We start from the raw sequence: 25,787 nt of genomic DNA on the forward strand, positions 1-25,787 counted from the left end.
AAAAAAACGTGCATTCAGGTCTCTTATGCCTGAATGCACGCTATTTTGGGTAACTCATATGGGATCACTTCCTACAATCACTTGCTATCTTCGCCAACGAGCCCCCGTTGTTGAAATAACTTTTGCCATACCACACCGTGAGACGGGGAAAAGAGAAAAGCTAAAAGCAGCAACACACCCGATACACACAGCATACATGCTGCAATAGAAGCATCCAATACACTTGCTGTGTAAAAGCCTACGACCGAACTGATCGCCCCAAATCCGACGCTGTATACAATCATATGGGACAACTTCTCCGTCAGCAAATAAGCGGTAAGAGGCGGTACAACGAGCATGCCAACCACCAGAATTGCACCCACGCTCTCAAATGACGCCACCGTCGTTAGTGAGACGAGACTCATCAGTAGATAATGAAATAAAACAACTGGAATGCCTAATGAAGCTGCCAAGGCGGGATCGAAGGAAGTGATTTTAAATTGCTTGAAAAAGCCCCCTATCACGAGCAAATTGATCAAAAACATCGCGCCCGTAATCCACACAGCCCTCGGACCGACATCGAAGCCGGCTATTTCTAACGTATTCCACGGCACATAAGCAATTTCCCCATACAAAACGTGATCCATATCCAGATGGGCATTGGAAGCAAACACACTGATCAGCAAAACACCGATAGCAAACAATGTCGTAAACACCACGCCAATGGCAGCATCACTTTGCAGACCGCTTTGTTGGAATAGCTGAATCAGGTACACCGTTAGAAGACCCAGCACAGCCGCACCAAACATCATCCACACCGAATCCCTCGATCCGCTGATGAGAAAGGCAATGACAATCCCCGGCAATACCGCATGACTGATTGCATCACCGATCATAGCCATTTTTCGGAGCACGAGAAAGCACCCAACGATACTACATCCCCCTGCCACTAACATTCCCGTCAAAATTACATAAAATGAACTCATAGGGCACGCTCCTCCCTTGGCTGTGTTCCGACTGTCTGCTCCAGATTTTTTCTGGCGTTCAACCGAACGATAGCCTTGGAGATCATCCCGCGCTGCGGCGCAAAAATCAAGCTCACTCCAAACACCACAGTCGCACACAACACGCATAACGGTCCTGTAGGCAGATTTTGTCCCAGAGAGCTAATGACCGTCCCACCAAGGCCTGCTATAGCACCAAACAAGCCTGATAGGCATACCATGACACCCAGCTTCTCTGTCCAGTATCTTGCCGACACGGCCGGGGTAATCAGCAGGGCAGCCATCATAATGACTCCCACGGCCTGAATGCCAGCAACCACCGCAATGACAATCATTAGCATCAACAACTTATCCAGCAAACCTGCCGGAAAACCAAGTCCGCGGGCAAAGCCGGGATCAAAGCTGAGCAGCTTAAATTCCTTGAAAAATAATATACATATTCCGATGAGTACCACCGAAATTACCGCCATCGTATAGACATCAGACAATACCATTGCCGCAGCTTGACCAAATAGAAATTTATCCAATCCGCTTTGGTTGCCTGCGCCACTATGCTGAATTTCGGTCAACAACATAATGCCGAAGCCAAAAAATACCGACAGCACCGCTGCAATCGCGGAATCGCTTTTAATTCGTGAATACCGGGTTAATGCACTGATGGCAAAGGTAGCAACAATCCCCGCAATAGCGGCCCCAATCATAAATCCAAACACTGATTTTGTACCTGTGATCATAAAAGCCACACATACCCCCGGCAAAGCCGCATGTGCCAAAGCATCTCCCATGAGCGACTGCTTGCGCAAATACATAAAACTGCCAATCACCCCGCTGCTTAAACCGAGCAAAATGCAGCCCAGCAAAATCCACTGCATGTTTGGGTCGGTCAAAAGCGTTGCCAAGCTTGTCATACTGCTCACCTCACTCCGAGTATCGTACCGGAATCTGGGCCTGTTTTGAGTATACTCAGACGCCCGCCATACGTACGCTGCAGATTTTCCTCGGTAAAAATATCTGTCGTCTCTCCAAACGCCATCAGATGCCCGTTCAACAGCATAACCTGATCAAAATAATCCGTGACTGTAGATAAATCATGATGAACGACAAGCACGGTTTTACCCTGCTGTTTCAGATCGTTGAGCAATGAAATAATGGCTTTTTCTGTTGCAGCGTCCACACCGACAAACGGTTCATCCATAAAATAAAGCTGAGCATCCTGCGCGAGTGCTCTGGCTAAAAAAACACGTTGTTGCTGACCGCCAGACAATTGACTAATCTGTCTGTCTGCATATTTGCTCATTCCAACTTTATCCAAACTCTCCATCGCAGCCTGACGATCTGCTGCTCCCGGACGCTTAAACCAGCCTAATCTGCCATACCGTCCCATCATAACCACATCCAATGCGTTCGTCGGAAAATCCCAATCCACCGACTCCCGCTGTGGTACATAGCCAACCTTGAGTAGCTGTTGCTTGTAGGGCTTGCCATAGACCAGCACCTCGCCCCTAAGCTTTGGAATCAGTCCAAGCGCTGCCTTAATCAGCGTAGATTTCCCAGCCCCGTTCGGACCGATAATACCAATCAGCTTGCCTTCCGGCACTTCAAAGGAAACATCGAACAAAACGGGCTTTTTTTGATAAGCTACCGATAAATCACGAACAACAAGTGGTGAATGCCCCATGTATCTCTGCCTCCTTATTTAAGAGCTTTAACAATCGTATTGACGTTATGCTTGACCATTCCAATATATGTTCCATCTTCTGTGCCCTCTTCACCCATGGCATCCGAATACAGCTCGCCACCCACCTTAATTATATGACCTTGCTGAGAGGCCCCCTGAATAACCGCATCTATAGCCTTTCTCGGAACACTAGATTCTACGAATATAGCCTTGATTTTATGTTCGACCAGATAATCTCGCAGCTTGGTCACATCTTGAGAACCCGCTTCTGATTCTGTGCTCATACCTTGAAGTCCTCTCACTTGAATGTGGTAGGCATCTCCGAAATAGCCGAAAGCATCATGTGCCGTGACAAGCACGCGCTGGGCTTCCGGTATACTGGCAATCTGCTCTCTCGTGTAATCATCCAGCTCTCGCAGCTCAGTAAGATAGCTTTCTGCGTTGGCCTTATATTCCTCCGCATGAACAGCGTCTAGCGCCGACAATTCATCTCTGACGGTTTCTACCGCAGACATCCAATTCTGTACGTTAAACCAGATATGTGGATCATGCTCAGATCCCATTTCCGGGCTACCTGCACGCAAGTGATCCTGGGCGATGTTTTTGGACACGGATATGACGGGTTTTTGCTTGCTGATTTTCTCCAGAATGTCCTGCATTTTTCCTTCCAGATGCAACCCGTTATAAAAAATAACGTCGGCCTGATCCAGCTTGCGCATATCTCCCTGAGAAGCCTTGTACAAATGCGGGTCAACGCCTGACTTCATAATTCCCGTGACCTCCACATGATCACCGCCGACCTTGCCGACAATGTCAGAGATCATACCGATGGTAGCCGTAGCCTTTATTTTTTGTCCCGCCTCTCTCGCAGTTCCCTGTTCCTTCTTCTTAGCATCGGTACATGCAGTCGCTAGAACTAGAGCTAGAGACAACACTCCAACCGTCGTTACCCATCGCGGCAAAGCCTTCTTAAACTGCTTGTTCATGTTTTAAAATCCTCCTTTGAATATTCGTTTTGGGACAAACTATTTCCTTGATTCAATTATTTTTTATCAATACTATATTTTAGAGTATACACTAAAGTTTTTACCTAGGGAAACATTTTATAAAATATAATTCTTGTGTATTTCGTTATACCGTTCGATTTTCGTTCTCCCAATGTGTAATATATAGAAGATATCCAGTCATTAAACCAAAGAATACATATAAAGAGGTGCAGGTCATGGAGCCAACAGGATACAGCCCTTATCGGAACAAACGTCGGCAAGTTCGGATACGAAAAATACTGCTCATTTTTATGCTGGTGTGCTGTCTGCTTGCCCTAACTTCCTGTGCTCGAGGTGACATCCATGTAGATGTTCATCTCGATCAAAGTGTAGATATGGATGCAACGTTCAGTGTAAACAACCAGACACTGATGATGTTGGACAATCCCGGGCTGCTAGATCGATTAGTCAAGCGTATTCAAAGCAACAATGTAGATGTACAGCCGCTAGCTGAACAGGGAAGAAAGGGATATCAAATCAAGGGACATTATCAAGGAGATTGGAGCACAAACAAAAAAAATCCCAGTCAGGGATTAAATCTACCTGAGGGATTAGAAATAAAGCGTGCTGTGAGTCAACATTTTTTCACAACGAATATTGATCTTACCATGAAGCTCGATCTACCACGGATGCTTCCTAAAGAAGCTCAAGGACTGAGTGACAAATTTGAGCAAATGAATGTGTTTGCGCGCAAATTACTGGAGCGGCAGCTGGATCTTAACTTCAGCCTATCCTTACCCATCCAACCTGCTACCAATAATGCGGACCGTGTGTCGGAAGACGGAAAAACACTATATTGGGACATTGCTCCTTTGGAATCTAACGAGCTAAAATTGTCTGTTAACGTACCCAATGTACGACATATCGTGTATGTAGCTGTTACGAGCCTGATACTGATCGTGATCGCTGTGATCTTACTAATTCGTAGACATCGCTCCAAAAAAGAAACTTAAAAAAGCAACTAAAAGTGCGTGTTCAAAAAGTCGGCTTTTCAGGACCGAGAAGGTTGGATGAAGCTAGGGACTGAGTAGCGGAGCGTAGACAGATCTACGTGAGCAACGGAAGGCCCGGCTGAATTCAAGATTCGACGTCGAATCCGCTTCTTGATTAGCTTCGTTATGGAAAGACGACTTTTTGAACAACCTCTAAAAAAATCGTTGTCTAATTTCTGGTGGGGGGATCTGACATTGATCCTCTTCATCCTTGCCAAACCAACGATATCGGTTACGCGCCACCCAGTTATAGACTGCATTGCGCACAAAGCGGGGAACCAGGATGAACACATAGGCCAGCGGATATGGAAAACGAAGACGTTTGGCAATTCGCAAAGCTGCGGTTGACCTTGTATAATACGTACCGTCTTCAATCAGCACGAACGTATCCAACTGATCTGTAGATAGTCCTCCTGCACGTAATAGTTCTTGTCCTGCCTCAGATTGCAGGGAACCAAAATGAAATGTTCCCTTAGGGTCACGCTTGATAATAAAGCGGGCCGCTCCCTGACAAAAGTGGCATACCCCATCCACCAACACAATGGAATGATCTGAATGGGCATGATCAGACTGGTTCATAAATGCATTTCACCTCCAGAGAAATCAACGGCATGAATACCAGCAACGCAACCATATGAATATAAACAAAAAAACGCCGAAAGTATCCGACGCTTGTTTAGAAATGTATAGTCTTTACCTGTTCGAAAAACTAGCTCAATGCTTTCTCAAACAGCTGTTTCGTATTAATTTGCTCTAAAAACTCCTCATGGAACTTATCCATACACTTGCAGATAAAATCCTTATGGCATACCGGGCAAGGCGTCGTTAGCAGTCGACTAATATTCGTCAAGGTCCACTCCGGATTACGTTGAGAAAAAACGCGGCACTCCGTTCCATCGGCCAAACTCATTTTAAACTCATAAAGCCCTTCTTTTTCGTTGCTGCCAGCCAGCGTGAAATTAACAATATTCGGTCTGTAAGACATCATATCACCCGTATTTTTCAAATTTGTTTCGTACCTGATGACCAGAATCACCTAAGCCATCTTAATGAATTTTGGCGATGATGTCAAATGGTCGCGAATCTCAGCTAATCAAGATCTATGTGCAAAAGCCGCCAATAAATCGGCGGCCAGAGTGTAAAAGTTATAGAAATGCAGTCAAATGACATTGAGCTCGACATCAATGTTACCGCGTGTTGCTTTGGAGTATGGACAAAAATCATGTGCTTGGCGTGCCAAATCTTCGGCCTGGGCGCGTTCAATACCAGGTATTTTCACATCCAGACGTACCGCCAGCTGGAAGCCGCCATCGCTTGGGTCCTTGCCGATAGATACGTGGCTGGTGACCTCAACATTATCCACCTTCACCTTAGCCTTTCGGGCCACGTTAGCCAATGCGCTCTCATAGCAGGCACCATAACCTGCCGCAAACAATTGCTCCGGATTCGTAGCTTCTCCACCTGCGCCACCCAGTTCCTTCGGCGTACTGAGCTTATGCTTCAAAACCCCATCAGATGAAGCGACTGAACCGTCTCTTCCACCATGTACCGTTGCTGATGCTGTGTATAATGCTTCCATGATTTCATCTCTCCTTCTCTATATTATTTGCATTCCGCAGGAATCTATCGTCATGTTAATACATGATTTCCTTCTCGTATGTACTTTAAACGAACTACACAAAATGAATCATTTAAAACATGGATGTTAACTGATTTATTTACCGTTTAATTCCACCTGAAACGCGTAAATTCGAAGAAAAAGGATTGCACCGGGCTATTTATCGTTTCAGTCCGAATGACTACAAGGAAATTGATAAAATATGGAACGGCGTTCACCCGGAAGATGGACAACCTTTGTATGTTAAAGACGGTCCTCCCGAAGGAGCTCCCATCCCCGATTTGGAGGAAAAGCCAGAAATGTTCTCCCCAGGACTATCCTCGGAAGAAATTGAGGAACTGGCTGCACGGCTCTCCCGCAATATTTAAAAGATGTAATTTTAAAAAAATCCAAAACGACCAAGCTGCTCCCCTCAGAGTGATATAGCTTGGTTTTTCTATTGTTCAGCTTTATACGATGGCTATATTGCTTCAAAAATACGATTAACTTGCTTGACCACACAAAAGTTGCACTAGACAAAAACTATTGTGGGTGTACAATAGGGATAACACAATCGTTATGTCACTAATAATATATTTCAACATCAATAAAGAAGGTGAAGCGTATGAAAAATACAAAGGGCAACTTCGCGGAAATCGCTTCACTGTCGGAAGTGAATCGTTCCTTGAGCGTCCCGAAAGACGGGACCTGGTTTCGGAAGTTTCTTGCCTTTGCTGGACCCGGCTATATGGTCGCAGTCGGCTATATGGACCCCGGCAACTGGGCCACAGACATCGCCGGCGGATCGAAATTCGGCTACACGCTGCTTAGTGTCATTCTAATCTCCAACCTGATGGCCATCCTGCTGCAAGCCTTATCTGGCAAGCTTGGCATTGCCACAGGTAAAGATTTGGCTCAAATGTGCCGTGATGCCTATAATCGTCCTGTCGCGATCGGCTTATGGCTATTGTGCGAAATTGCCATTGCAGCCATGGATTTGGCCGAGGTCATCGGTTCAGCCATTGCGCTGAAGTTGCTGTTCGGTCTACCGTTACTATACGGAGTTATCATTACAGCATTTGATGTTATGCTCATTTTACTGCTGCAAAACAAAGGTTTTCGGGCATTGGAAACACTCGTCATTGTGCTGATGGCGACGATTGCCGGCTGTTTTGGCATTAATCTCCTTTTGGCACAACCGGAATGGGGCGGCGTATTGGGCGGCTTTGTACCAGACTCGCAAATTTTGACGAATCCAAGCATGCTGTATATTGCCATCGGTATTATGGGCGCTACGGTAATGCCGCATAACCTGTATCTGCATTCTTCTATTGTACAAACTCGCAAATTTGAGCAGACTTCAGCAGGTAAACGGGAAGCTATTACATTTGCAACTTGGGATTCCAGTATAGCGCTGATGTTCGCTTTATTTATTAATGCCGCCATCTTGATCGTGGCAGCTGCTGTATTCCATACGGCAGGAAGAACAGATGTAGCCGAAATTAGTGATGCCTATTATCTGCTTTCGCCACTACTGGGAACCACACTGGCGAGCATACTATTTGGGGTGGCATTACTCGCCTCAGGTCAAAATTCAACCGTAACAGGCACTTTAGCTGGACAAATCGTGATGGAGGGCTTTTTGAATCTTCGTCTTTCACCTTGGTTGCGTCGTCTAGTGACCCGCCTCATCGCGATCATTCCAGCGGTCATCGTCACTGCTATCGCAGGTGAAAAAGGTGCGGAGGAACTGCTTGTGCTGAGCCAGGTCATCCTGTCCATCCAGCTTCCCTTTGCCATCATTCCATTACTGCTCTTTACCAGCGACAAAAAGATTATGGGTGAATTCGCAAATAAAATGTGGCAAAAAGTATTAACCTGGATCGTGACCGCTGTCATTATCATCTTGAATGTAGTGCTCATCATCCAAACGATTTCAGGTTAATCGGTAGCCAAATATGAATATATTAAAAAGGTATCTCACTTGCCCCAATGGCAGCGAGATACCTTTTTTTGTTCATCCTATTTTATTTGTCCTGTATAAATTAAATTTTGTATAGCACTCACATAATAATGAGACTCGGCAGAAATCTCAAACCCTATTGACCGATAGAGGTTCAAGGCACGCTCATTTTGCGTAACTACTCCTAGTCGAATCTTAGTGTACTGCTTGGCAAGCAAGATTTTCACCAAACAAGCAAGAATTTCACGGCCATACCCTTTGCCTTGGTATAATGGATGTACACAGAAATCATGAATAACAGCTGTATCCGTATGAACATGATTGACTCGAATCATTCCGACCGGTGTCAGTCTATCTACAGCGAGGTAAGTTACACGTTCTGGTTCTCTCGTATGCTTAAAATAGTTCTTTGTCCAAGACTCGGAATCACCAAAAGCTTGCGATGAACATTCAACCATAAAATCAAAATCCTGATCTTCTTCTAGCCGCAAAACTAAGCCGGATTGATGTAACCTATCAGATTGGAACCGATTTAAATTCATGGAGAATTCAGACGTACTAAAGTTGGCCCCCAAGTACTTCACACAATCTATTCCAGGTATTGAATTGGACGGGATTCTGATGCGACATGCTTTGATGCCTTGTAATTGTATCACAGCTGCAGCATTGTACATTAAGGAGCGGAATACACCCTGGCGCCGATAATTAGGATGAACCATAGCGTTAATATTAGCTTCGATTTCATCTGATGTATACCAACTGAGATAGCCAATCAACTGGTTGCCCGATTGGCAAAGGATCGCTTTATCTCCACCGTTTTCTTTAAGGCTTTCTATGCCCACTCTTAAACTTGATCCGTCGAAATTCTTGCATAGTTGTTCCAACATTCGTATTCGAGCAATCTGATGATCTGAAAAATCATTCATTTTAAAAAATTTATAATCTTGCATATTATTGGTTACCCTCATCAAGAAGAAACCACGCAGTTTATGGACGAGTAGGCGCTGTCCTTCTATAGTCTGTCCGCTTATTCATCGTTACCATTTGGACCGCCTCCTTGATCATATATGAGTACTATTTTAACTTAATTATCAGACAAATCAATTTATTATATTCTCAACGCTTGGCAGGCTCTACCTTCATTTGCGCCTTAAGCGCGAGATTCAGCTTGAGCACGTTCACACGCGGCTCGCCGAACACCCCGGCGCTGCGGCCTTCTGTCTGCTCCTGCACCAGTGCTCTCAGTTGATCCTGCGGGATACCCGTCAAGCCACTAATACGCGGAATTTGCACCCGTGCCGCCTGTGGCGAGATGTGCGGGTCCAGACCGGAGCCGGAGTTCGTAATCAGGTCCACCGGAACCTGACTGACGGGTACATCCGGGTTATGCTTCTGCCAATCCGCAATAGAGTCCTTGACTCGTTGTATCAAGACTGGATTCGATGGCGCGTAGTTACTTGAGCCTGAACCAGCCCCATTGTAATCAACGCTCGATACCCGACCTTGAAAAAACGCCGAATCGGCAAAGGACTGCCCAATCAGTTCGGAGCCGACCACCCGCCCCTCCGCGTCACGAAGCATACTGCCGTTTGCTTGCTGTGGAAACAGAACCTGTGCTACTCCTGTACTGACTAGCGGATATGCCAAACCGCACAAGAGAATCATCAGCACTGAAGTTCGTAAAGCCACTCCAATAACTGTACTTCCTCGCATCTCTTGTCTCTCCGGTTGTCCTTCCGACACTGTCCCGGTCCCTGTACGTTTGTTATGACCTTGCCCGCCAGATTCGGCTTTTTCGTGCGCAGCAAATCTGCGTCCAGACATCATCCGATAAAAACCACTCATGTCGTTCACCCTTTCTGCGCTAAATCCACAAATGCACCAACAAATCAATGGCCTTAATGCCAACAAACGGTACGACCATACCGCCCAGACCGTAAATCAGCAAATTCCGTCCCAGCAGGCGATCCGAGCTCATCGGCTTATACTTCACGCCCTTCATGGCCAGCGGAATCAGAAGCGGAATAATAACCGCGTTAAAGATCAGCGCCGACAAAATAGCGGACAGCGGGGAGCCAAGCCCCATGACGTTCAAAGCGCCCATTTGTGGAATGGCCAGCATGAACATCGCCGGGATGATGGCAAAATATTTGGCAACATCGTTTGCAATGCTGAACGTTGTCAATGCTCCGCGCGTCATAAGCAGCTGCTTGCCGATCGCGACCACCTCAATAATTTTGGACGGATCGGAATCTAAGTCCACCATATTAGCCGCTTCTTTGGCCGCGACTGTGCCGCTATTCATGGCAAGACCGACATCCGCTTGCGCCAGCGCAGGTGCATCATTGGTGCCGTCTCCGGTCATAGCAACCAGCTTACCCTGTTCCTGCTCACGTCGGATAACCGCTATTTTGTCCTCCGGCTTGCTCTCAGCTACAAAGTCGTCCACACCCGCTTCTCGTGCAATTGTAGCTGCTGTCAGTGGATTATCTCCGGTACACATGATCGTACGGATACCCATTTCCCGGAGCTGATCAAACCGTTCCTTCATGCCTGGCTTCACTGTATCCTTCAGATAAATAATGCCGTATATCTGATCATCCAGCGCGACTGCCAGCGGTGTACCTCCTTCAGAGGCTACCTGATTCGCTATTTCCTCCAGATCAGCTGGAACACTGCCGTTTTGCGAGACGATCCATTGCCGAACAGAATCCACCGCGCCTTTGCGTACCTTTCGTCCATCGGCCAGATCCAGACCACTCATCCGGGTCTCCGCCTTGAATTCGATAAAGGTTCCACCTGCTGCCAAGGATGCATCCAGCGTATGCTCCTGTTTGCGCATCAACTCGAGAACCGAGCGACCCTCTGGCGTCTCATCCTTCATAGAGCTAATCGCTGCCCACTTCACTAACTTTGCCTTCTCCACGCCCTCTACAGGCACGAATTCACTCGCCATTCGGTTCCCGAAGGTGATTGTACCTGTTTTATCCAAAATCATCGTGTTGATATCCCCAGAAGCTTCTACCGCCTTGCCTGACATGGCCAGCACGTTAAACTGGGTGACCCGGTCCATACCGGCAATCCCGATGGCTGACAGCAGTCCTCCAATCGTGGTTGGAATCAGACAGACTAGCAACGAAATCAGCACAGGAACAGGCAAATCAATGTTAAAATGACGGGCAATCGGCGCTAGCGTAACCACTACAATTAGAAAAATAATCGTTAAGCTAATCAGCAAAGTGTTCAGTGCAATCTCATTCGGCGTTTTTTGCCGCTGTGCGCCTTCCACGAGCGAAATCATTTTATCAATAAATGTCTCGCCCGGCTCTGTCGTAATCCGCACCTTAATCCGGTCACTGACCACTCGCGTCCCGCCGGTTACCGAGCAAAAATCACCACCCGATTCCTTGATGACCGGAGCCGATTCGCCCGTAATTGCAGATTCATCCACCGAAGCCAGACCTTCAATGACCTCACCATCGCTTGGGATCATTTCGCCCTGGGAGACAATAACCACGTCCCCCTTACGCAATTCGGTTGAGCTAACCACCTGAATGTCATTTCCGATGAGCTTGTTAGCTTGCGTATCCTGCTTGGATTTTTTTAAAGAGGCAGCTTGTGCCTTACCCCGCCCCTCCGCGAGCGCTTCGGCAAAATTAGCAAAAAGCAACGTAAACAACAGAATAACAAACACGGCCAGGTTAAAGCCCATTTCCTTGCCAGTTCCAAAATAACCGGGAAGCAGTAACATTAGCAGCACGACCAATGTACCGATCTCCACGACGAACATGACAGGATTCTTCATCATAATCATCGGATTTAATTTTATAAAGCTATCCTTGATCGCATGCTTCAAGATGCTTCTGTCCAGCATGTGTTTGCGTTGTTCCTTCATGATCAAACACCCCGTTCATCCATTCTCATTTTCTTCTTCACATGGTCAAAAATTCAGCAACAGGTCCCAATACGATAACGGGTAAAAAGGTCAACGCACCAATCAGCAGCACGACCCCGATCAGAATGGCTCCAAATAACTTGTTGTCCGTACGCAGTGTCCCCGTCGTCACCGGAGTCGGTGCTTTGGCATTCAATGAAGCCGCCACAGCCAACAATGCAATCATAGATACATATCGTCCGAAGAACATAACCAGCCCCGTTGTCATGTTCCAGAATACGTTGTTATCCGAAAGACCTTCAAATCCCGAACCGTTATTTGCAGCAGATGACGCATATTCATAGAGCACCTGAGTCAACCCGTGATAGCCAGGGTTAGTGACCGCGTCGTATCCCCAATGACTCATAAACGCAAGCGCAGTTGGGGCGAGAATGAGGAACGGATGTACCAAAATGGCAATCGCGATCAGCTTCATTTCCTTGCCTTCAATTTTCCTTCCCATAAATTCCGGAGTTCTCCCGACCATCAGTCCGCATATAAACACACCCAGAATCGCATACATCAGCATATTCATCAGCCCGACACCCTTGCCGCCAAAAATGACGTTTAGCATCATTTCTCCCAAAGCAGCCATGCCACCCAGTGGGGTTAGTGTATCATGCATATTATTGACCGAACCTGTCGTTGCCGCTGTTGTGACCGCAGTGAATAAAGCCGATTGTCCAATGCCGAAACGAACCTCTTTCCCTTCCATGCTTCCTTGAGAAGCATCCACACCCAGTGTCTGGATTAACGGGTTACCTGTCTTTTCAGACACGTACGTAATAGATAGAAAAATAAGAAACAATACCATCATGGAGCTAAAAATAATCCAGCCCTGCTTACGATTACGGGCAAACAATCCAAAGGTATACGGCAACGAAGCTGGCATTACCCACATTGCCAAAATTTCCAGCACGTTCGTCCAAGGACTTGGATTTTCAAAAGGATGTGCAGAGTTAGCTCCCGCATAACCGCCCCCGTTTGTCCCCAAATGCTTGATGGACTCCAGAGAAGCAATGGGTCCCATAGAAATCTGCTGCTGTGTTCCGCTCAGCGTCGTAAGATCCGCCGTAGGCTGTAGCGTCTGTGGTACCTTCAATCCAACCAGCACCAGCGTAAGCACAAAGGCCAGCGGCAGGAAAATCCTTATAATGGCTTTAATAAAATCTTGAAAGAAATTGCCCATCCCTTCACCGCGCCGCGTCAATCCTCTCATAAAAGCCGCAGCAACCGCAAAACCGGAAGCAGCCGAAGTGAACATCATCATCGTGACGAACGCCATCTGTGTCAGATACGTAAGCCCGCTTTCTCCGCTATAATGTTGGAGATTCGTATTCGTCATAAAGCTGATTACCGTATTAAAAGCTAGTGATGCTTCCATATTACTGTTTCCAGCCGGATTACCAGGAAGCATTCCCTGTAAACGCAACAGCAAGTAGCTGATCGCCACAAGCACGACATTCGTTGCAATGAAACTCATAACATACGTAGTCCAACGCATGCTCTCCAGCTTCTTCAATCCTACAATCTTATAAATCAGCTTTTCTGTTCCGCCAAAAATCCGATCCGTCCGATTGGGTTCATTCGAGAATACATGATACATATAGGTGCCCACTGGCTTTACCAAGAGCAGCAATATGACGATCACAATTCCAATTTGAAGCAGCTCCATCCTTTATTCCTCCTTCAAAATGCTCCTGCGTTTGGAACAACAGACCTGCTTCCAGAGCACCAATTGTGTGCACACGTTTGCGAAAACCCGCTACCTATGATGCTTAATATTCAGATCTGTTGTTCCCGCCCGCTCTATCCCCTATAGCTGACTAGAACTTTTCAGGGTTCAGGAGTGCGTAGATTAAATACATAAACACAATAGCCGTAAGCCCAAGTATAACGATCATCCTCTTCGTCCTCCTTTAGAGGTCTGCGCATCACACCAGCGTACAAACAGCAGTATCACTCCATAACTCACAGCCATGACGAGCAGCATGTATATATCCATCATGTTTATACCCTCCGTATCGGTCCTCAGATCGCCATTCTTATTTGATCATAAAATCATAAAACAACTATGTTATAAGTGCTTATCCGTTCAGCAGAAAACCCACCTCTCCGTTCAATGTGTAGATCACATGATCCGCTCCCAATCCCCGATAAATTCCTTGTGGATTACAGCCGTGCGTAATAACATAGATCGATTCCGATGTTAGCGGCCGACATATTTGCAGGAAACGGCACGTCAGATTCAAGCTGTTCTCGAACAAATACACACTACCAATTTCTTTTTTTGGAAAATTCCATTTTCCCGCTTGCATGGTATTGATGCGGACAATGTGCTCCACACCCATTTTTTTGAGCTGTCGTTCCTCCTGGGCGCTATTCGTGAGAACTGCAAACGCCAATTTTTTGAAAATAAGCAATTTCACAAAACTTCTGCCCGCTTCATTCGGTGCAGTGACAATAATTAACCGACCTTCCATCAGTAGCTCCTCTCCCGGTATAAAAAGACAACAAAAAGAAGCCGAAGGAAAAAGGCTTTCCTCCGGCTTCTTACATATCCATGATAAAATAAACCATGGCTGCACACGGCGGTTTGTTGCCTCTCCCTGTACGCTTACGAGGTTAGCTGTCGGATTCGGACGTGAGAGTCGCCCTATTTCTGGCACTTGACCTGAAAATTCACCCCATGAGACACACGGCTTCCGAAGCCGTACAATCTCGATTGGTTCCCCCGCTTTTGCAACTGCAAAATTCAGCGCTATAGACATTTCGTTGTTGCTTCATTCAAGTTAATTTGAAATTACGTCTTGAATCATACACCCGCGCATGGAAGACTGTAAAGCTCAACTGCGGGGTTATAAATCGGCCTTTAGAGCCTAGGATATTAATAATAGCGCTTACAATGCAACTATGCTTCTCACAGCTCCTTCAATCTCTGTTTTTCATCCCTTTTCGAAAATGACAAGCATGTCAATATTGGCGTAGGGTAGAGCGTTTTTGGCCTTTTTTTGTAAAAAGAGAAGAAAATACGCTATATGTACCAGCTAAACACCGATTGAACCCGCTTTTATAAGAAGAAACACCTTAATTCGCTCCATTTGCGGTGCGATTTACTGTTTTGAACAAAATACGATTTTACAGCGGCTAAAGGCTTGATACAGCTTTTCCAGACTTGCAACCTTGCTTTTAATTGCTTACAATTTAATTGCTGAATATTGAATAAGGAGAGATACTATGACCGTTTATGAATATGATGCGCACACCCTGCAAGGGAAACAAATTCCGTTATCCATATATGAAGGGAACGTTCTGCTTATCGTGAACACTGCCAGCAAATGTGGGTTAACCCCCCAATACAAAGCGCTACAAGAGCTATATGATCAGTACCATGAACAGGGGCTCGAAATTTTGGGATTTCCCAGCAACCAGTTTGCCAAACAAGAGCCAGGTTCCAGCGAGGAGATTTCCGAGTTTTGCCAGATCAATTATGGTGTTACCTTTCCGATGTTCGCCAAGACAGATGTCAATGGCGATCAAGCGCACCCCTTATTTCGTTACCTGACCCAAACTGCTCCGGGGGGTATTAGGGTCTAAAGCGATCAAATGGAATTTCACTAAATTCTTAATTACACGAGAAGGTAACGTATTTAAGCGCTATGCACCGCAAACCACTCCAGATAAGCTGGCGGGAGATATAGAGAAGCTTTTGCAGCAAAACTGACATCCTTCTTTATCACAGTTAATAAACGACCGGTTGTCTACCGTTGTTCTGTGGCAAAAGGGTATAACGAAAAATGCTTAACAAAAAAAGCATCCCTTCACGTAAACCGTGTCAGGATGCTTTTTTAACTGAGTCTTGCATATAATGCGGTCGAGAGGACTCGAACCTCCACGGGCGTACGCCCACTACCCCCTCAAGATAGCGTGTCTGCCATTCCACCACGACCGCAAATCATAATGTAATGAGGCAACAGATTTATTATACTCTCTCATCAACTATTTGTAAACAAAAATATAATAATTATTTTATATGTTATTTTAACTAACATGTATGAGCGATAAGAATATTTTATTTGACACAAAAGCTATTTAAATGTAAATATATATTACATATATTTCGAATATTTTTCGTTATCCCCAAGTAAAAAGTAAAATAACATAACATAACATAACATAAGGATTCACTTCGAGGAGGCGAACCACCTTGCATAAAGGCAACCGCTTGCTGAACTATGCATTATTGTTGGACCCTTCCCTACCTGTTGGTGGCTTCACCCGTTTTAACGGACTGGAGAAACTATCGCGTAACGGACATTTGAACAGTCTACAAGACCTGGAACATTACATGCTGGATGATTTGTATCCTCAATTTACAACCGTTGACGGCATGGCTATCAAAAGTCTGTATGTCGCCATCCAGCAGAATGACAGTTGGCGGATCGCCCTCATTGATAAGATGCTGCATACCCAACGTCCCTCCTGGCAGCATGTGAAGGAGTTTCGTCTATCCGGTCAGCGTCTGCTCAAGCTCGCTAAGGCTCTTTATCCTTGGCTTGAATTTGACCAGTTGGAATCTATACTCATTCAATACAATGCGATTGGCACACTCGCTACCGTTCACACCTGGATTAACTTCCTCCTCGGAAACGATGTAGAACAGACCGTTCACGGCTATCTTAGCGCAGCGGTGTCCTTCTGTGTGGAAGATGCCTTCAAACTACTCAATCCTCCTTATGAGGAAAAGAACCCTCTTATGGAGCGTATGACAAGCGAGCTCCTCTCTGCCTGGAAGAAGCTTAACCAACCTGAGCCAACTGCATCTCAGCGTCGCTTTCTTCACAGACATTGGTCCAGCTCCTACATCACTCTACCTCTTTATATGAGCCATAATAACCAATTGGATGAACCTAGACTGTTTTCCTCCTCAGGTCTATTCAAACGCCTTCCAGCATCCCCCTGATGCGTCGTTTCGCCAATGTGGTCACAACACCAAAAACACTCTGTCCCTTTCCTCAGGTGGCAGAGTGTTTTTTATCCACATATAATCGCAATTCACAGCATTAGCAGACTCTAGACGGATTATCAGAACCACCTAGCACTTAATTAAGTAATTAATTCAACAAAATGACGCATTTACGATTGTAAAAACACGTATAAAAGTGTATCATAGTGTTAGATGGTTAATTCTAACATGTTTACTGATGATTATTATAACACACCAATTATTCCGCAAGAATCCGTAAGGGGCGATTTCTCTTGAATAACAAAATGCCTGTCACCTCCTTCGGGTGGGCCATCAAACAACGGCTTGTCGAACTTCGACTGGATCAGAAAACATTTTGTGAGACACACAATATTCCGCCTTCACGCTTGTCCAATCTGATTCACGGCACCCGCAAAGCACAAAGGTACAGAAAACAAGTTGCTGCAATTCTGAACATCGACGATAACGATTATAAGGAGGCACCGCACTCTAAACCTAACAAGCTTTCCAGTTACATATAGGTCATTCCATATCACCAAGAAACCAAATAGACCCGTAAAGCGAACCCCACTAGTTCGTTTACGGGTCTTCAACCCAGACGATCTTTAGCCAAAAAATTATTCCGGCTTTGTTTTATCCTTCTCACTTTTTTGCTTACGGTATTTTGCAAATTCAACATATTCTAAAATAAAATTCTGTTCTTCCGTCTCAAGATCTTCTGCCTGGCAATTCAGTGGCCCCATCACTCCAAAAAAATAAGCAGCCTTCTGCTCCTGAAGTACGCCTTCTCCTGGCTTAATCCCTTTCATTAACCAATCGAGCGATACATTAAAAAAGTCCGAAATCTGAATCAAATGGGTGGTACCCGGCGTTGTTTTACCCCTTCTCCAATCACCGAGATTCCCTGAACTGATTTTAAGTTTTTCACAAAATGCCTTCTTGGTCATTCCGCGATCCTTAATCAAAGCTTCAATCCGCTGATAAATAGTTTGATCTCCCAAAATGTTTCCCCTCCGACACAGTAACTTTTTCTGAAATAATTTTCATTTTCAGCCTTACTCATTAGTAATCCTCATCAAATCCTAAGCAACCATTACCCCATAGTAGAATTGCGCTGGTTTTTCTCTTTACGAAAGCGGGTAAATTCAATATACTCAAGTATAAAATTTCTTTCCGCCTCACTAAGCGGTTCCCCCTGGCAATTCAGTTGCCCTGAAGCGCCAAAAAAATAAGGGTCTTGCGACTCCTTTAGCACCTCACCCTGTACATCTCGACCCAGCATGATCCAATCCAGACTGGCATCAAAAAACGAAGCAATTTCAATGAGTTTATTCGTGCCCGGCGTCGTTTTTCCTCTTTTCCAATCCCCGAAGTTCCCTGTACTAATGCCTAACTGCTGGCAGAACGCCTTTTTCGTCATTCCCCGTTCCTTGATGAGTTCCTCAATGCGATGGTAAATAGATTGCATAGAAGTTCCTTCCTCCCTAGCAGGCTCTCAAATAACGATATCATGTTCTCTGTTCCCATTTCAAAGATCACGTATGCTAAAATTACCGAATTATGTATGTTGGTTTCCATTATACCACAACACGCAACAAAAACCGCCTGTTTTCCGAAGAAAGGGCGGTCTTTAAGTCAGTTCACTTATGCCAATCACGTAGCAGAGTTGTCGATTTTAAGTAAGATATGCTTCAATTCATTCAAAGTTTCACTCAGATGCAATAAATCTTCTTCTGGCAGATACACCAGTCTTTCTTGAATTTTATTGGAGAAGGTATGAAATACCTGTTCACAAAAAGCATCGCCTTCCTGTGTAATCGCCACATTCACGACTCTGCGATCCGAATCACACGATTGGCGGTCAGCCAACCCATGCTCCACCAACTTATCCAGAAGAGGAGTCATGTTTGGACGTGAGACATTAAGTTGTTTGGACAAATCGGATACTGTAGACGAACGCACTTCACGCAGAAGCATGAGCACTTGAAAGTTATTAGGCGACAAGTGTAATGGGAAATCGAGCGGACCGTAGGTGAAAAATTTCTTCTTCACAATCGGAAACAAGCCCAAAATATTTTCTGATATATTTCCTAACAGTTGAGTGTCCATATTTTTCACCGTCACTTCATAAGTTTATACTTATCATTCTATAACATTATGGCATTATATTATACTATGGAATCATTATTTCATCATAATCATTACTTTATTACATCACCACACAAATAAAAAAAGCCTCTACCGCGAGAGACTTTTCCGTTTATTCCATTGATGCGGTCGAGAGGACTCGAACCTCCACGAGCGTACGCTCACTACCCCCTCAAGATAGCGTGTCTGCCATTCCACCACGACCGCATAACAAAATATAAATGGTGAGCCATGAAGGACTCGAACCTTCGACACCCTGATTAAAAGTCAGGTGCTCTACCAACTGAGCTAATGGCTCATGCTGTTCATCCAAGCTGTCCGCCATTAGACCAGACCTCAGGAATTTCCCTTAAGCATGCAACATGTAGTCTATAAAGACAACAATGACCCGTAGGGGATTCGAACCCCTGTTACCTCCGTGAAAGGGAGGTGTCTTAACCCCTTGACCAACGGGCCTTATTATTATGCGCCAACTTGGCGACAAGAAAGAGTATATCAAATAGAATAACGAATGGCAATACTTATTTCTAAAATTTTTAAAAAAGCAGTTTTTATAAGTACAAAATTCGCATTCACTTACAATGCCTTATCTAAAATCACTAAAATCCTGAAAATAGCGATAAACGATTGCAATATCACTTGAATTTACTTATAATCACTTACGAGATACCGAAATAATTATATATTAGAGGAGCTTTTTATGTATCAGGAAGAACGAATGTTAAAAATCGTTGATTACTTACAGCTTCATAAGCGTATTTCGGTGGATGATATTTGTGAATTTTTTAATGTTTCACGAGATACGGCCCGTCGAGACCTCGTAAAACTTGAAGAGCATCAAAAAATTATTCGCACCCGCGGCGGCGCTCTTCTACCTACACTTCATCACGATCCAATTGGAAATTATAATGAAAGACTACTTACTGTATCCGAGGAGAAACAAGTGATCGGACAGCTGGCTGCCAGCATGGTACGAGATAAGGATCGTATTATATTGGATTCCTCTACCACCGTACAGGCGTGTGCAGAAAGACTGAATGTGCAGGAATGTTCGGTCATCACCAATTCAATCAATCAGGCTGACGTGCTATCTGGAAAAGACGGTGTCTCCATTCATCTGCTGGGAGGCCGCCTGCAAAAAGAACACCGATATGTATATGGCTCCTCCGTGATCGCCACTTTGTCTCACTATTTTGTAGACAAAGCCTTTATCGGGATTGGTGGTATATCTGCCCACGGACTAAGCCTGATTCATGAAGAAGACGGCATGCTGAAGCATCAGATGATGAAACAGGCAGATCAGGTGATCATCCTTGCGGACCATTCGAAATTCGGAATCAATTTCCCATATCGTTTTGCCGATCTGTCTGAAGTTAATATCGTGATCACCGACAGATTGCCAGAACCAGCGATGCTGGAAATTTTGCAACATTATGATGTGGAAGTTGTTGTACCCTCATAAAATATGAAACTGCTTAGCTAGAGCTCAAGATTTATCACAGAGATATCGAAAGACAGGAGCTGAAGAGAAATGAAACTGTTTGCGATTGATATGGATGGAACACTGCTGAACGAGGAAGGAAAAATAAGCAAAGTGAACGCGGAGGCTATACGCCAAGCACAGCAGCAAGGCGTTCAGGTGACAATTGCCACTGGTAGAGCTGCTTATGACGCCTGGACGAAGCTAGAGGAAGCAGAGCTTGTAACTCCCGTCATTGGAGCAAACGGCGCAACCGTACACGATGTGCATCGTCGTCAGTTAACCTCTACTCCTATGGGCCGCAGTGAAACGTTTGAAGTGCTGAGCTGGCTGCATGACAACGACTTTTACTATGAGGTCATGACAGACCGCGCTATTTATTCTCCACAAAACGGACATCAGCTGCTTGCTGTTGAAATGGACCGCTTGCTGAGCTCCAACCCGGATATTTCGCTGGATACTTTATTACATGCAGCTGAAAAACAATATGAACAGACCGGACATACTCGCATCGCTTCATATGAGGACATTCCACTGGATGTAGAGATTTATAACGTGCTCTGTTTCTCCTTTGATCAAGCCAAATTGGATTGGGGCCGTGAACGTTACCGAGGTTTTCAGGGCCTGAACATGGTCATCTCTTCAGACCGTAACTTTGAAGTCGAGCATAGGGATGCGTCTAAAGGTAATGCATTGCGTTATCTGGCGAATCATCTGAGCATTCCCATGCAGGAAGCCGTAGCGATTGGGGACAGCTACAACGATATCTCCATGCTGACGATGGCAGGAACAGGCATTGCCATGGGCAATGCAAAAGACGACATCAAGGCCGTCTGCTCCGAAGTGACTCTGACTAATGCGGAAGATGGCGTCGCTCATGCTCTGTTGAACATACTCAAGACAGTCGAGGCTGACAGCGTGAAATAGAAGTTATTGGCTGCGTACAAGACAGGCTAACGTCGCTTCATGCTGTACGAAGCACGTCCGCCTCTCCATTTAAACGATTTCAGTCCACCGTTATTCTCAAAGCAGATATAGACGAAAAGGACGCTCGCAAGCATCATTACAATGCATACGAGCGTCCTTTTTCTGCTTAAAATACCAACGGAGAGAGAGGGATTCGAACCCTCGCACCGCTTTCGCAGCCTAACCCCTTAGCAGAGGGTCCCCTTATAGCCACTTGGGTACCTCTCCATGGCTCCCCGAACAGGACTCGAACCTGTGACAACTCGATTAACAGTCGAGTGCTCTACCAACTGAGCTATCAGGGAACATTACTGTAAATTATCATACAGTATGGTTAATTTACCATGATTCAGGGGGTGCCGTCAAGTGCCAACAGGCGAAGCTTACCTCCACACTTCCCACAGCGATACCGCTGAGGATTCATCTTACGCTTGCGCATATACTCCTGTTTACAGGAAACGCATACTAGCTTGTAACGATAAGGCCGAGGCTTACGTTCCGTTCTTCCTGGCAGAGTCTGACAATGCCTGCTCCCTCCTACACGGGCAAGCCATGCTTTGAAGTCAGCATCTCGATGCTGATAGCCCATCCCTCGCAAATGTAAATGATAATGGCACAGCTCATGCTTAATAATTTTCTCCACCTCAGAACGTCCGTAAGCTGCGAGTTGATGTGGATTAATTTCAATATGATGACTTTTCATAAAATACCTACCGCCTGTGGAAGACAGGCGCGCATTAAAGGTGGCTTGATGTCGAAACGGCACGCCGAAGCTCTCCAGCGAAATGCGCTCTACCCATTCTTGAAGCTCTTCATTACTCATAGAACGGTTCATAGAATGGTTCATTGAATTGCTCAGGGACTTAGACTCCATCCTTCCGGTCTCTCCTCCTTTGCTCCTTACTGACAAGCATATTATAAAATAACGGCCTAAGTCTAACCCCCAATTCATAAGCACACTTTAGGTACCCACCCCATATGCTAAACATACAGAAGTAACGCAGAGGAGGAGATCGGCTTGCCTCAATGGCTCAGCAACCAGCTCATGCGGGCCTTTTACAAAAAGGACCGGCGCCAAATTAAACTGTTGAACGATTGTTGGTTTTTTTATCATAAAGCACCTGGCGTGGAGTTCGATGCCAACAACGGGTAGAAGCTAAGGCATCCAAAAATGAAAGCCGGAATCTCCGATGCAGTTCGGAGATTCCGGCTTTTGTTATACCTTCACAAGAAGGTTGTACAGCTTTATTTAAAGTATTATGCCTGCGATTGCGCCTCTGCAGGAGGTTTCATCGTCAGACCAACCCTGCCTTTTTTCAAATCAACATTTAACACCCACACCGTCACGTTATCACCGACAGATACGACATCCATCGGATGCTTTACGAAGCCACTGCGCAGCTGTGAAATATGAACCAACCCGTCACTTTTAATACCGATATCGACAAATGCGCCGAAATCAATGACATTGCGGACGGTTCCCTGAAGCTCCATACCCGGTGAGAGATCCTCGATCTTCAGCACATCCTTGCGGAATACAGGCAACGGCAGCTCGTCACGCGGGTCACGGCCCGGACGCTGGAGACTGTCCAGAATATCCTTCAGTGTTGGCACGCCGACTTCAAGCTTTGCAGCCAATTCGTCAATGTTGGACACGCTCAGTGCTTCCATTGCAGTCTTAGTACCCAGATCGTGGGCGCTGATGTCCAGTTCCGCTAACAGGCGGTCTACGACAGCATACGATTCAGGGTGAATCGGTGTACGGTCCAGCGGATTTTCTCCACCCGGTATACGGATAAAGCCTACAGATTGCTCATAGGTTTTTGCACCAAGGCGCGGCACCTTCTGCAACTGACGACGGCTGCTGAATTTACCGTTTTCCTCACGGTACTTAACGATGTTTTTGGCAATCGTCGCATTGATCCCCGCTACATAGGATAACAGCGCAGAGGAAGCCGTGTTCACATCCACACCGACATGGTTAACGGCTGATTCGACAACATCCTTTAAGCTTTCATCCAGATGTTTCTGCGACACATCATGCTGGTATTGGCCTACACCAATAGCCTTCGGCTCAATCTTGACCAGCTCAGCCAGCGGGTCCTGCACACGACGTGCGATGGAAGCCGCACTGCGCTCAGCCACGTCCAAATCGGGAAATTCCTCCTGTGCCAGCTTGGAGGCAGAGTATACGCTCGCGCCCGCCTCATTGACGATCAGATACGCTAGACTGCTGTCACCAATGTCCGCGATGACTTCCGCTACAAATTGCTCTGTCTCGCGCGAAGCGGTTCCGTTACCAATGACAATCAATTCGATACCATATTGGGCAATTAGCTGCTTGAACTTTTCAGCAGCCTCGCGCTTCTTGTTGTTCGGCGGTGTCGGATACGTCACAGCCACTTCGAGCAGCTTGCCGGTGTCATCGACAGCCGCCAGCTTACAGCCTGTCCGATAGGCCGGATCGACACCGAGCACACGTCGGCCCTTGATCGGAGCCTGTAGCAACAGGCTGCGCAAGTTGCCTGCAAAAATGGAGATGGCCTGCTGCTCGCCCTTCTCCGTCATTTCAGCGCGTACTTCACGCTCGATAGATGGCGCGATAAGTCTTTTATACGCATCCTCAATGACACTGCGCAGCAGATCTTGCACGACAGACGATCCTTTAATCACTTGGCCAGCCACGTAATTGTAAATGGAATCTGGCGCTACCTCCAGACCAACCTTAAGAATGCCTTCCCGCTCCCCGCGATTAATCGCCAGAATACGGTGAGGTGGCATTTTCTTAGCGAGCTCACGATAGCTGTAGTAGTTCTCATACACGGATTCTTGCTCCGCGTCCTTCGCTTCGGAGGTCAACATACCATGGTCCAGCGTGTATCGGCGTACCCACTGGCGAATAGACGCATCATCCGCTATATTTTCAGCTAAAATGTCCAAGGCTCCTTGGATGGCCGCCTCGGCGCTGTCCACTCCCAGTTCCGCATTAACATAAGACTCGGCTTCTTTCAGAGCATCGCCCTGTTTCGGCTGGCTCCAGATCCAGATGGACAGCGGCTCCAGTCCCCGTTCCTTCGCTACACTGGCGCGGGTTTTGCGTTTTTGCCGATACGGACGATACAGATCCTCCACTTCCTGAAGTTTAACCGCAGAGGTGATAGCAGTCTGCAGGTCTTCCGTCAGCTTGCCCTGCTCATCAATAATGCGGATGACCTCTACCTTACGATCCTCCAGATTACGCAAATACACCACACGATCTTCAATTTCACGCAGCTGATTTTCATCCAGCTCTCCTGTCATTTCCTTACGATAACGCGCGATAAAAGGAATTGTATTCCCTTCATCCAACAAACTGATCGTTGTCCGGATTTGCTTGAGTGCCAGCGACAGCTCTCTCGCCACTTGTTTGACAATCCGCTCTTGGCGTTCTGCTTCGTTCGGCTCCTGCCGGATTTCCGTCTTCGTTTCCTCGTTAGACAAACCTATCCCTTCTTCCTCACAGCTCTTGTCGTACACCATGTCTTTCATTATCACAAAAAAAGATTCAAAGCGCCAGCAGGTGACGTTAAAGCAAGCCCTACCTGCATTTTTCATTGGACACGCAAAAGGGCAGCGCCCAAGCGCTGCCCTTTTCCCGTTTCACTCGTCGTTCCATCACGCTAAAAATCAATCAAACCGAGACTGATTTGTAGCGAATCGCTCACTTTGCGCATGGTTTCTTCATCTAAATGGGTGATTTTGTCGGTAAGCCTTTGCTTGTCGATCGTCCGAATTTGCTCCAGAAGAACAACAGAATCACGATCAAAGCCATGCGTCGCCGCGTCGATTTCCACGTGTGTAGGCAGCTTTGCCTTCTGAATCTGAGCGGTGATAGCTGCTACGATCACAGTAGGACTAAACCGGTTGCCGATATCATTTTGAATGATCAGCACAGGTCTGACGCCACCTTGCTCGGAACCGACTACGGGTGAAAGGTCTGCAAAAAAAACGTCGCCGCGCTTTACGATCAATAT

27 protein-coding genes, 6 tRNA genes, 1 pseudogene and 1 riboswitch are annotated in these 25,787 nt (G+C 46.1%); of the genes and pseudogenes, 9 read left to right on the forward strand and 25 right to left on the reverse strand.

The features are described 5' to 3' along the window. Positions 1 to 77: 77 nt before the first annotated feature. Genes MKX59_RS21120 through MKX59_RS21135 form a run of 4 tightly spaced genes read right to left on the reverse strand, consistent with a single transcriptional unit; the run spans position 78 to position 3,647 of the window. Complete coding sequence (locus MKX59_RS21120; protein WP_069080976.1) at positions 78 to 965, reverse strand: metal ABC transporter permease; 888 nt, start codon at positions 963 to 965, stop codon at positions 78 to 80. Beyond that, positions 962 to 1,891, reverse strand: a complete 930-nt coding sequence (locus MKX59_RS21125) for a metal ABC transporter permease (protein ID WP_023987615.1) — start codon at positions 1,889 to 1,891, stop codon at positions 962 to 964. The genes MKX59_RS21120 and MKX59_RS21125 overlap by 4 nt, the downstream gene beginning before the upstream one ends. A 5-nt stretch (positions 1,892 to 1,896) precedes the next feature. Further along, the gene (locus tag MKX59_RS21130; protein ID WP_023987614.1) at positions 1,897 to 2,661 is read right to left on the reverse strand and encodes a metal ABC transporter ATP-binding protein; all 765 of its coding nucleotides are present in this window, start codon (positions 2,659 to 2,661) and stop codon (positions 1,897 to 1,899) included. 14 nt (positions 2,662 to 2,675) lie between these two features. Then, a complete protein-coding gene (locus MKX59_RS21135) occupies positions 2,676 to 3,647 on the reverse strand; it encodes a metal ABC transporter solute-binding protein, Zn/Mn family (RefSeq protein ID WP_023987613.1) in 972 nt (323 codons plus the stop codon). A 236-nt stretch (positions 3,648 to 3,883) separates the two neighbouring features. Between MKX59_RS21135 and MKX59_RS21140 the strand changes: the two genes are divergently transcribed. Further along, the gene (locus MKX59_RS21140) at positions 3,884 to 4,660 is read left to right on the forward strand and encodes a DUF3153 domain-containing protein (protein ID WP_075153921.1); all 777 of its coding nucleotides are present in this window, start codon (positions 3,884 to 3,886) and stop codon (positions 4,658 to 4,660) included. Between the two features lie 192 nt (positions 4,661 to 4,852). On the opposite strand, the gene MKX59_RS21145 is transcribed toward MKX59_RS21140, so the two are convergent. From MKX59_RS21145 to MKX59_RS21155, 3 genes are all read right to left on the reverse strand, one after another. After that, positions 4,853 to 5,278 carry a thiol-disulfide oxidoreductase DCC family protein gene (locus tag MKX59_RS21145; RefSeq protein WP_023987611.1) on the reverse strand — a complete coding sequence of 142 codons (426 nt, stop codon included), beginning with the start codon at positions 5,276 to 5,278 and terminating at the stop codon, positions 4,853 to 4,855. A 130-nt stretch (positions 5,279 to 5,408) separates the two neighbouring features. Further along, on the reverse strand, positions 5,409 to 5,735 hold the full coding sequence (locus tag MKX59_RS21150) for a hypothetical protein (protein WP_025722703.1): 327 nt from the start codon (positions 5,733 to 5,735) through the stop codon (positions 5,409 to 5,411). 123 nt (positions 5,736 to 5,858) lie between these two features. Continuing rightward, positions 5,859 to 6,278, reverse strand: a complete 420-nt coding sequence (locus MKX59_RS21155; protein WP_013309264.1) for an organic hydroperoxide resistance protein — start codon at positions 6,276 to 6,278, stop codon at positions 5,859 to 5,861. 149 nt (positions 6,279 to 6,427) lie between these two features. Here MKX59_RS21155 and MKX59_RS21160 point away from each other — a divergent pair, with 149 nt between their 5' ends. Next, positions 6,428 to 6,685 (forward strand): manganese catalase family protein, encoded by a 258-nt coding sequence (locus MKX59_RS21160; RefSeq protein ID WP_256026526.1) that lies wholly within the window; start codon positions 6,428 to 6,430, stop codon positions 6,683 to 6,685. A 236-nt stretch (positions 6,686 to 6,921) separates the two neighbouring features. After that, a complete protein-coding gene (locus MKX59_RS21165) occupies positions 6,922 to 8,241 on the forward strand; it encodes an Nramp family divalent metal transporter (RefSeq protein WP_069080980.1) in 1,320 nt (439 codons plus the stop codon). A 77-nt stretch (positions 8,242 to 8,318) separates the two neighbouring features. Here MKX59_RS21165 and MKX59_RS21170 read toward each other — a convergent pair whose 3' ends face one another. The 6 genes from MKX59_RS21170 to MKX59_RS21190 all read right to left on the reverse strand — a co-directional run bounded on the left by MKX59_RS21170 (position 8,319) and on the right by MKX59_RS21190 (position 14,676). Next, entirely contained in the window at positions 8,319 to 9,209 is an 891-nt protein-coding gene (locus MKX59_RS21170) for a GNAT family N-acetyltransferase (protein WP_076264363.1), read from the reverse strand. A gap of 166 nt (positions 9,210 to 9,375) precedes the next feature. Further along, the gene (gene kdpC, locus MKX59_RS21175; RefSeq protein ID WP_076264364.1) at positions 9,376 to 10,104 is read right to left on the reverse strand and encodes a potassium-transporting ATPase subunit KdpC; all 729 of its coding nucleotides are present in this window, start codon (positions 10,102 to 10,104) and stop codon (positions 9,376 to 9,378) included. Positions 10,105 to 10,123: 19 nt separating this feature from the next. Then, complete coding sequence (kdpB, locus tag MKX59_RS21180; RefSeq protein WP_023987606.1) at positions 10,124 to 12,154, reverse strand: potassium-transporting ATPase subunit KdpB; 2,031 nt, start codon at positions 12,152 to 12,154, stop codon at positions 10,124 to 10,126. 37 nt (positions 12,155 to 12,191) lie between these two features. After that, positions 12,192 to 13,868: a potassium-transporting ATPase subunit KdpA gene (gene kdpA / locus MKX59_RS21185; protein WP_068939857.1), complete on the reverse strand. Its 1,677-nt coding sequence runs from the start codon at positions 13,866 to 13,868 to the stop codon at positions 12,192 to 12,194. Positions 13,869 to 14,019: 151 nt separating this feature from the next. Continuing rightward, on the reverse strand, positions 14,020 to 14,097 hold the full coding sequence (locus MKX59_RS27630) for a potassium-transporting ATPase subunit F (RefSeq protein ID WP_071559652.1): 78 nt from the start codon (positions 14,095 to 14,097) through the stop codon (positions 14,020 to 14,022). Between the two features lie 183 nt (positions 14,098 to 14,280). After that, positions 14,281 to 14,676 (reverse strand): hypothetical protein, encoded by a 396-nt coding sequence (locus MKX59_RS21190; protein ID WP_023987603.1) that lies wholly within the window; start codon positions 14,674 to 14,676, stop codon positions 14,281 to 14,283. Between the two features lie 115 nt (positions 14,677 to 14,791). Further along, positions 14,792 to 14,964, reverse strand: a riboswitch (cyclic di-AMP (ydaO/yuaA leader). A gap of 466 nt (positions 14,965 to 15,430) precedes the next feature. On the opposite strand from MKX59_RS21190, the pseudogene MKX59_RS21195 reads away from it, so the two are divergent. Then, a pseudogene (locus MKX59_RS21195) lies at positions 15,431 to 15,917 on the forward strand (glutathione peroxidase). Positions 15,918 to 16,062: 145 nt separating this feature from the next. Here MKX59_RS21195 and MKX59_RS21200 read toward each other — a convergent pair. Next, positions 16,063 to 16,145 (reverse strand) — tRNA-Leu (locus MKX59_RS21200). A 273-nt stretch (positions 16,146 to 16,418) separates the two neighbouring features. On the opposite strand from MKX59_RS21200, the gene MKX59_RS21205 reads away from it, so the two are divergent. Next, the gene (locus tag MKX59_RS21205) at positions 16,419 to 17,156 is read left to right on the forward strand and encodes an urease accessory protein UreF (protein WP_028543043.1); all 738 of its coding nucleotides are present in this window, start codon (positions 16,419 to 16,421) and stop codon (positions 17,154 to 17,156) included. Between the two features lie 296 nt (positions 17,157 to 17,452). Next, positions 17,453 to 17,701: a hypothetical protein gene (locus MKX59_RS21210; protein WP_028543044.1), complete on the forward strand. Its 249-nt coding sequence runs from the start codon at positions 17,453 to 17,455 to the stop codon at positions 17,699 to 17,701. A 96-nt stretch (positions 17,702 to 17,797) separates the two neighbouring features. Here the strand turns inward: MKX59_RS21210 and MKX59_RS21215 are convergent, their stop codons facing one another. The 6 genes from MKX59_RS21215 to MKX59_RS21240 form a co-directional block, all read right to left on the reverse strand. Further along, on the reverse strand, positions 17,798 to 18,181 hold the full coding sequence (locus tag MKX59_RS21215; protein WP_013309253.1) for a helix-turn-helix domain-containing protein: 384 nt from the start codon (positions 18,179 to 18,181) through the stop codon (positions 17,798 to 17,800). 92 nt (positions 18,182 to 18,273) lie between these two features. Further along, positions 18,274 to 18,648 (reverse strand): helix-turn-helix domain-containing protein, encoded by a 375-nt coding sequence (locus MKX59_RS21220; protein ID WP_028543045.1) that lies wholly within the window; start codon positions 18,646 to 18,648, stop codon positions 18,274 to 18,276. Positions 18,649 to 18,833: 185 nt separating this feature from the next. Beyond that, the gene (locus tag MKX59_RS21225) at positions 18,834 to 19,289 is read right to left on the reverse strand and encodes a MarR family winged helix-turn-helix transcriptional regulator (RefSeq protein ID WP_023987598.1); all 456 of its coding nucleotides are present in this window, start codon (positions 19,287 to 19,289) and stop codon (positions 18,834 to 18,836) included. A 163-nt stretch (positions 19,290 to 19,452) separates the two neighbouring features. Next, positions 19,453 to 19,535: transfer RNA gene (locus MKX59_RS21230), tRNA-Leu, on the reverse strand. Between the two features lie 15 nt (positions 19,536 to 19,550). Continuing rightward, positions 19,551 to 19,626, reverse strand: a tRNA-Lys gene (locus tag MKX59_RS21235). An 86-nt stretch (positions 19,627 to 19,712) separates the two neighbouring features. After that, positions 19,713 to 19,784, reverse strand: a tRNA-Glu gene (locus MKX59_RS21240). Positions 19,785 to 20,028: 244 nt separating this feature from the next. Here MKX59_RS21240 and MKX59_RS21245 point away from each other — a divergent pair. Beyond that, positions 20,029 to 20,790, forward strand: a complete 762-nt coding sequence (locus MKX59_RS21245) for a DeoR/GlpR family DNA-binding transcription regulator (RefSeq protein WP_013309250.1) — start codon at positions 20,029 to 20,031, stop codon at positions 20,788 to 20,790. 69 nt (positions 20,791 to 20,859) lie between these two features. After that, positions 20,860 to 21,735, forward strand: a complete 876-nt coding sequence (locus MKX59_RS21250; RefSeq protein WP_028543047.1) for a Cof-type HAD-IIB family hydrolase — start codon at positions 20,860 to 20,862, stop codon at positions 21,733 to 21,735. A gap of 178 nt (positions 21,736 to 21,913) precedes the next feature. On the opposite strand, the gene MKX59_RS21255 is transcribed toward MKX59_RS21250, so the two are convergent. The 3 genes from MKX59_RS21255 to MKX59_RS21265 form a co-directional block, all read right to left on the reverse strand. After that, positions 21,914 to 22,002: transfer RNA gene (locus MKX59_RS21255), tRNA-Ser, on the reverse strand. A 1-nt stretch (position 22,003) separates the two neighbouring features. Then, a tRNA-Asn gene (locus MKX59_RS21260) sits at positions 22,004 to 22,079 on the reverse strand. Positions 22,080 to 22,123: 44 nt separating this feature from the next. Further along, a complete protein-coding gene (locus MKX59_RS21265; protein ID WP_076264365.1) occupies positions 22,124 to 22,648 on the reverse strand; it encodes a SprT family protein in 525 nt (174 codons plus the stop codon). A 144-nt stretch (positions 22,649 to 22,792) separates the two neighbouring features. Between MKX59_RS21265 and cmpA the strand changes: the two genes are divergently transcribed. Continuing rightward, on the forward strand, positions 22,793 to 22,927 hold the full coding sequence (cmpA, locus tag MKX59_RS21270; RefSeq protein WP_007429337.1) for a cortex morphogenetic protein CmpA: 135 nt from the start codon (positions 22,793 to 22,795) through the stop codon (positions 22,925 to 22,927). Between the two features lie 104 nt (positions 22,928 to 23,031). Here the strand turns inward: cmpA and MKX59_RS21275 are convergent, their stop codons facing one another. Both MKX59_RS21275 and MKX59_RS21280 read right to left on the reverse strand, forming a co-directional pair. Then, on the reverse strand, positions 23,032 to 25,254 hold the full coding sequence (locus tag MKX59_RS21275) for a Tex family protein (RefSeq protein ID WP_340858883.1): 2,223 nt from the start codon (positions 25,252 to 25,254) through the stop codon (positions 23,032 to 23,034). A gap of 179 nt (positions 25,255 to 25,433) precedes the next feature. Then, on the reverse strand, positions 25,434 to 25,784 hold the full coding sequence (locus MKX59_RS21280; RefSeq protein ID WP_007429335.1) for a type II toxin-antitoxin system PemK/MazF family toxin: 351 nt from the start codon (positions 25,782 to 25,784) through the stop codon (positions 25,434 to 25,436). Positions 25,785 to 25,787: the final 3 nt, after the last annotated feature.

Origin of the sequence: Paenibacillus sp. FSL R7-0340 (genome assembly GCF_038002205.1) — a bacterium.
Taxonomy (GTDB): Bacteria; Bacillota; Bacilli; order Paenibacillales; family Paenibacillaceae; genus Paenibacillus; species Paenibacillus polymyxa_B.

Bases quoted from the DNA above. Each gene is read 5' to 3' on its own strand.
- MKX59_RS21265 (WP_076264365.1), bottom strand. From the start codon at position 22,648: ATGGAGTCTAAGTCCCTGAGCAATTCAATGAACCATTCTATGAACCGT.
- MKX59_RS21170 (WP_076264363.1), bottom strand. From the start codon at position 9,209: ATGCAAGATTATAAATTTTTTAAAATGAATGATTTTTCAGATCATCAG.
- MKX59_RS21250 (WP_028543047.1), top strand. From the start codon at position 20,860: ATGAAACTGTTTGCGATTGATATGGATGGAACACTGCTGAACGAGGAA.
- MKX59_RS21220 (WP_028543045.1), bottom strand. From the start codon at position 18,648: ATGCAATCTATTTACCATCGCATTGAGGAACTCATCAAGGAACGGGGA.
- MKX59_RS21135 (WP_023987613.1), bottom strand. From the start codon at position 3,647: ATGAACAAGCAGTTTAAGAAGGCTTTGCCGCGATGGGTAACGACGGTT.
- MKX59_RS21130 (WP_023987614.1), bottom strand. From the start codon at position 2,661: ATGGGGCATTCACCACTTGTTGTTCGTGATTTATCGGTAGCTTATCAA.
- MKX59_RS21155 (WP_013309264.1), bottom strand. From the start codon at position 6,278: ATGGAAGCATTATACACAGCATCAGCAACGGTACATGGTGGAAGAGAC.
- MKX59_RS21140 (WP_075153921.1), top strand. From the start codon at position 3,884: ATGGAGCCAACAGGATACAGCCCTTATCGGAACAAACGTCGGCAAGTT.
- MKX59_RS21120 (WP_069080976.1), bottom strand. From the start codon at position 965: ATGAGTTCATTTTATGTAATTTTGACGGGAATGTTAGTGGCAGGGGGA.
- kdpB (WP_023987606.1), bottom strand. From the start codon at position 12,154: ATGAAGGAACAACGCAAACACATGCTGGACAGAAGCATCTTGAAGCAT.
- MKX59_RS21190 (WP_023987603.1), bottom strand. From the start codon at position 14,676: ATGGAAGGTCGGTTAATTATTGTCACTGCACCGAATGAAGCGGGCAGA.
- kdpA (WP_068939857.1), bottom strand. From the start codon at position 13,868: ATGGAGCTGCTTCAAATTGGAATTGTGATCGTCATATTGCTGCTCTTG.
- MKX59_RS21145 (WP_023987611.1), bottom strand. From the start codon at position 5,278: ATGAACCAGTCTGATCATGCCCATTCAGATCATTCCATTGTGTTGGTG.
- kdpC (WP_076264364.1), bottom strand. From the start codon at position 10,104: ATGAGTGGTTTTTATCGGATGATGTCTGGACGCAGATTTGCTGCGCAC.
- MKX59_RS21165 (WP_069080980.1), top strand. From the start codon at position 6,922: ATGAAAAATACAAAGGGCAACTTCGCGGAAATCGCTTCACTGTCGGAA.
- MKX59_RS21225 (WP_023987598.1), bottom strand. From the start codon at position 19,289: ATGGACACTCAACTGTTAGGAAATATATCAGAAAATATTTTGGGCTTG.
- MKX59_RS21125 (WP_023987615.1), bottom strand. From the start codon at position 1,891: ATGACAAGCTTGGCAACGCTTTTGACCGACCCAAACATGCAGTGGATT.
- MKX59_RS27630 (WP_071559652.1), bottom strand. From the start codon at position 14,097: ATGATCGTTATACTTGGGCTTACGGCTATTGTGTTTATGTATTTAATC.
- MKX59_RS21245 (WP_013309250.1), top strand. From the start codon at position 20,029: ATGTATCAGGAAGAACGAATGTTAAAAATCGTTGATTACTTACAGCTT.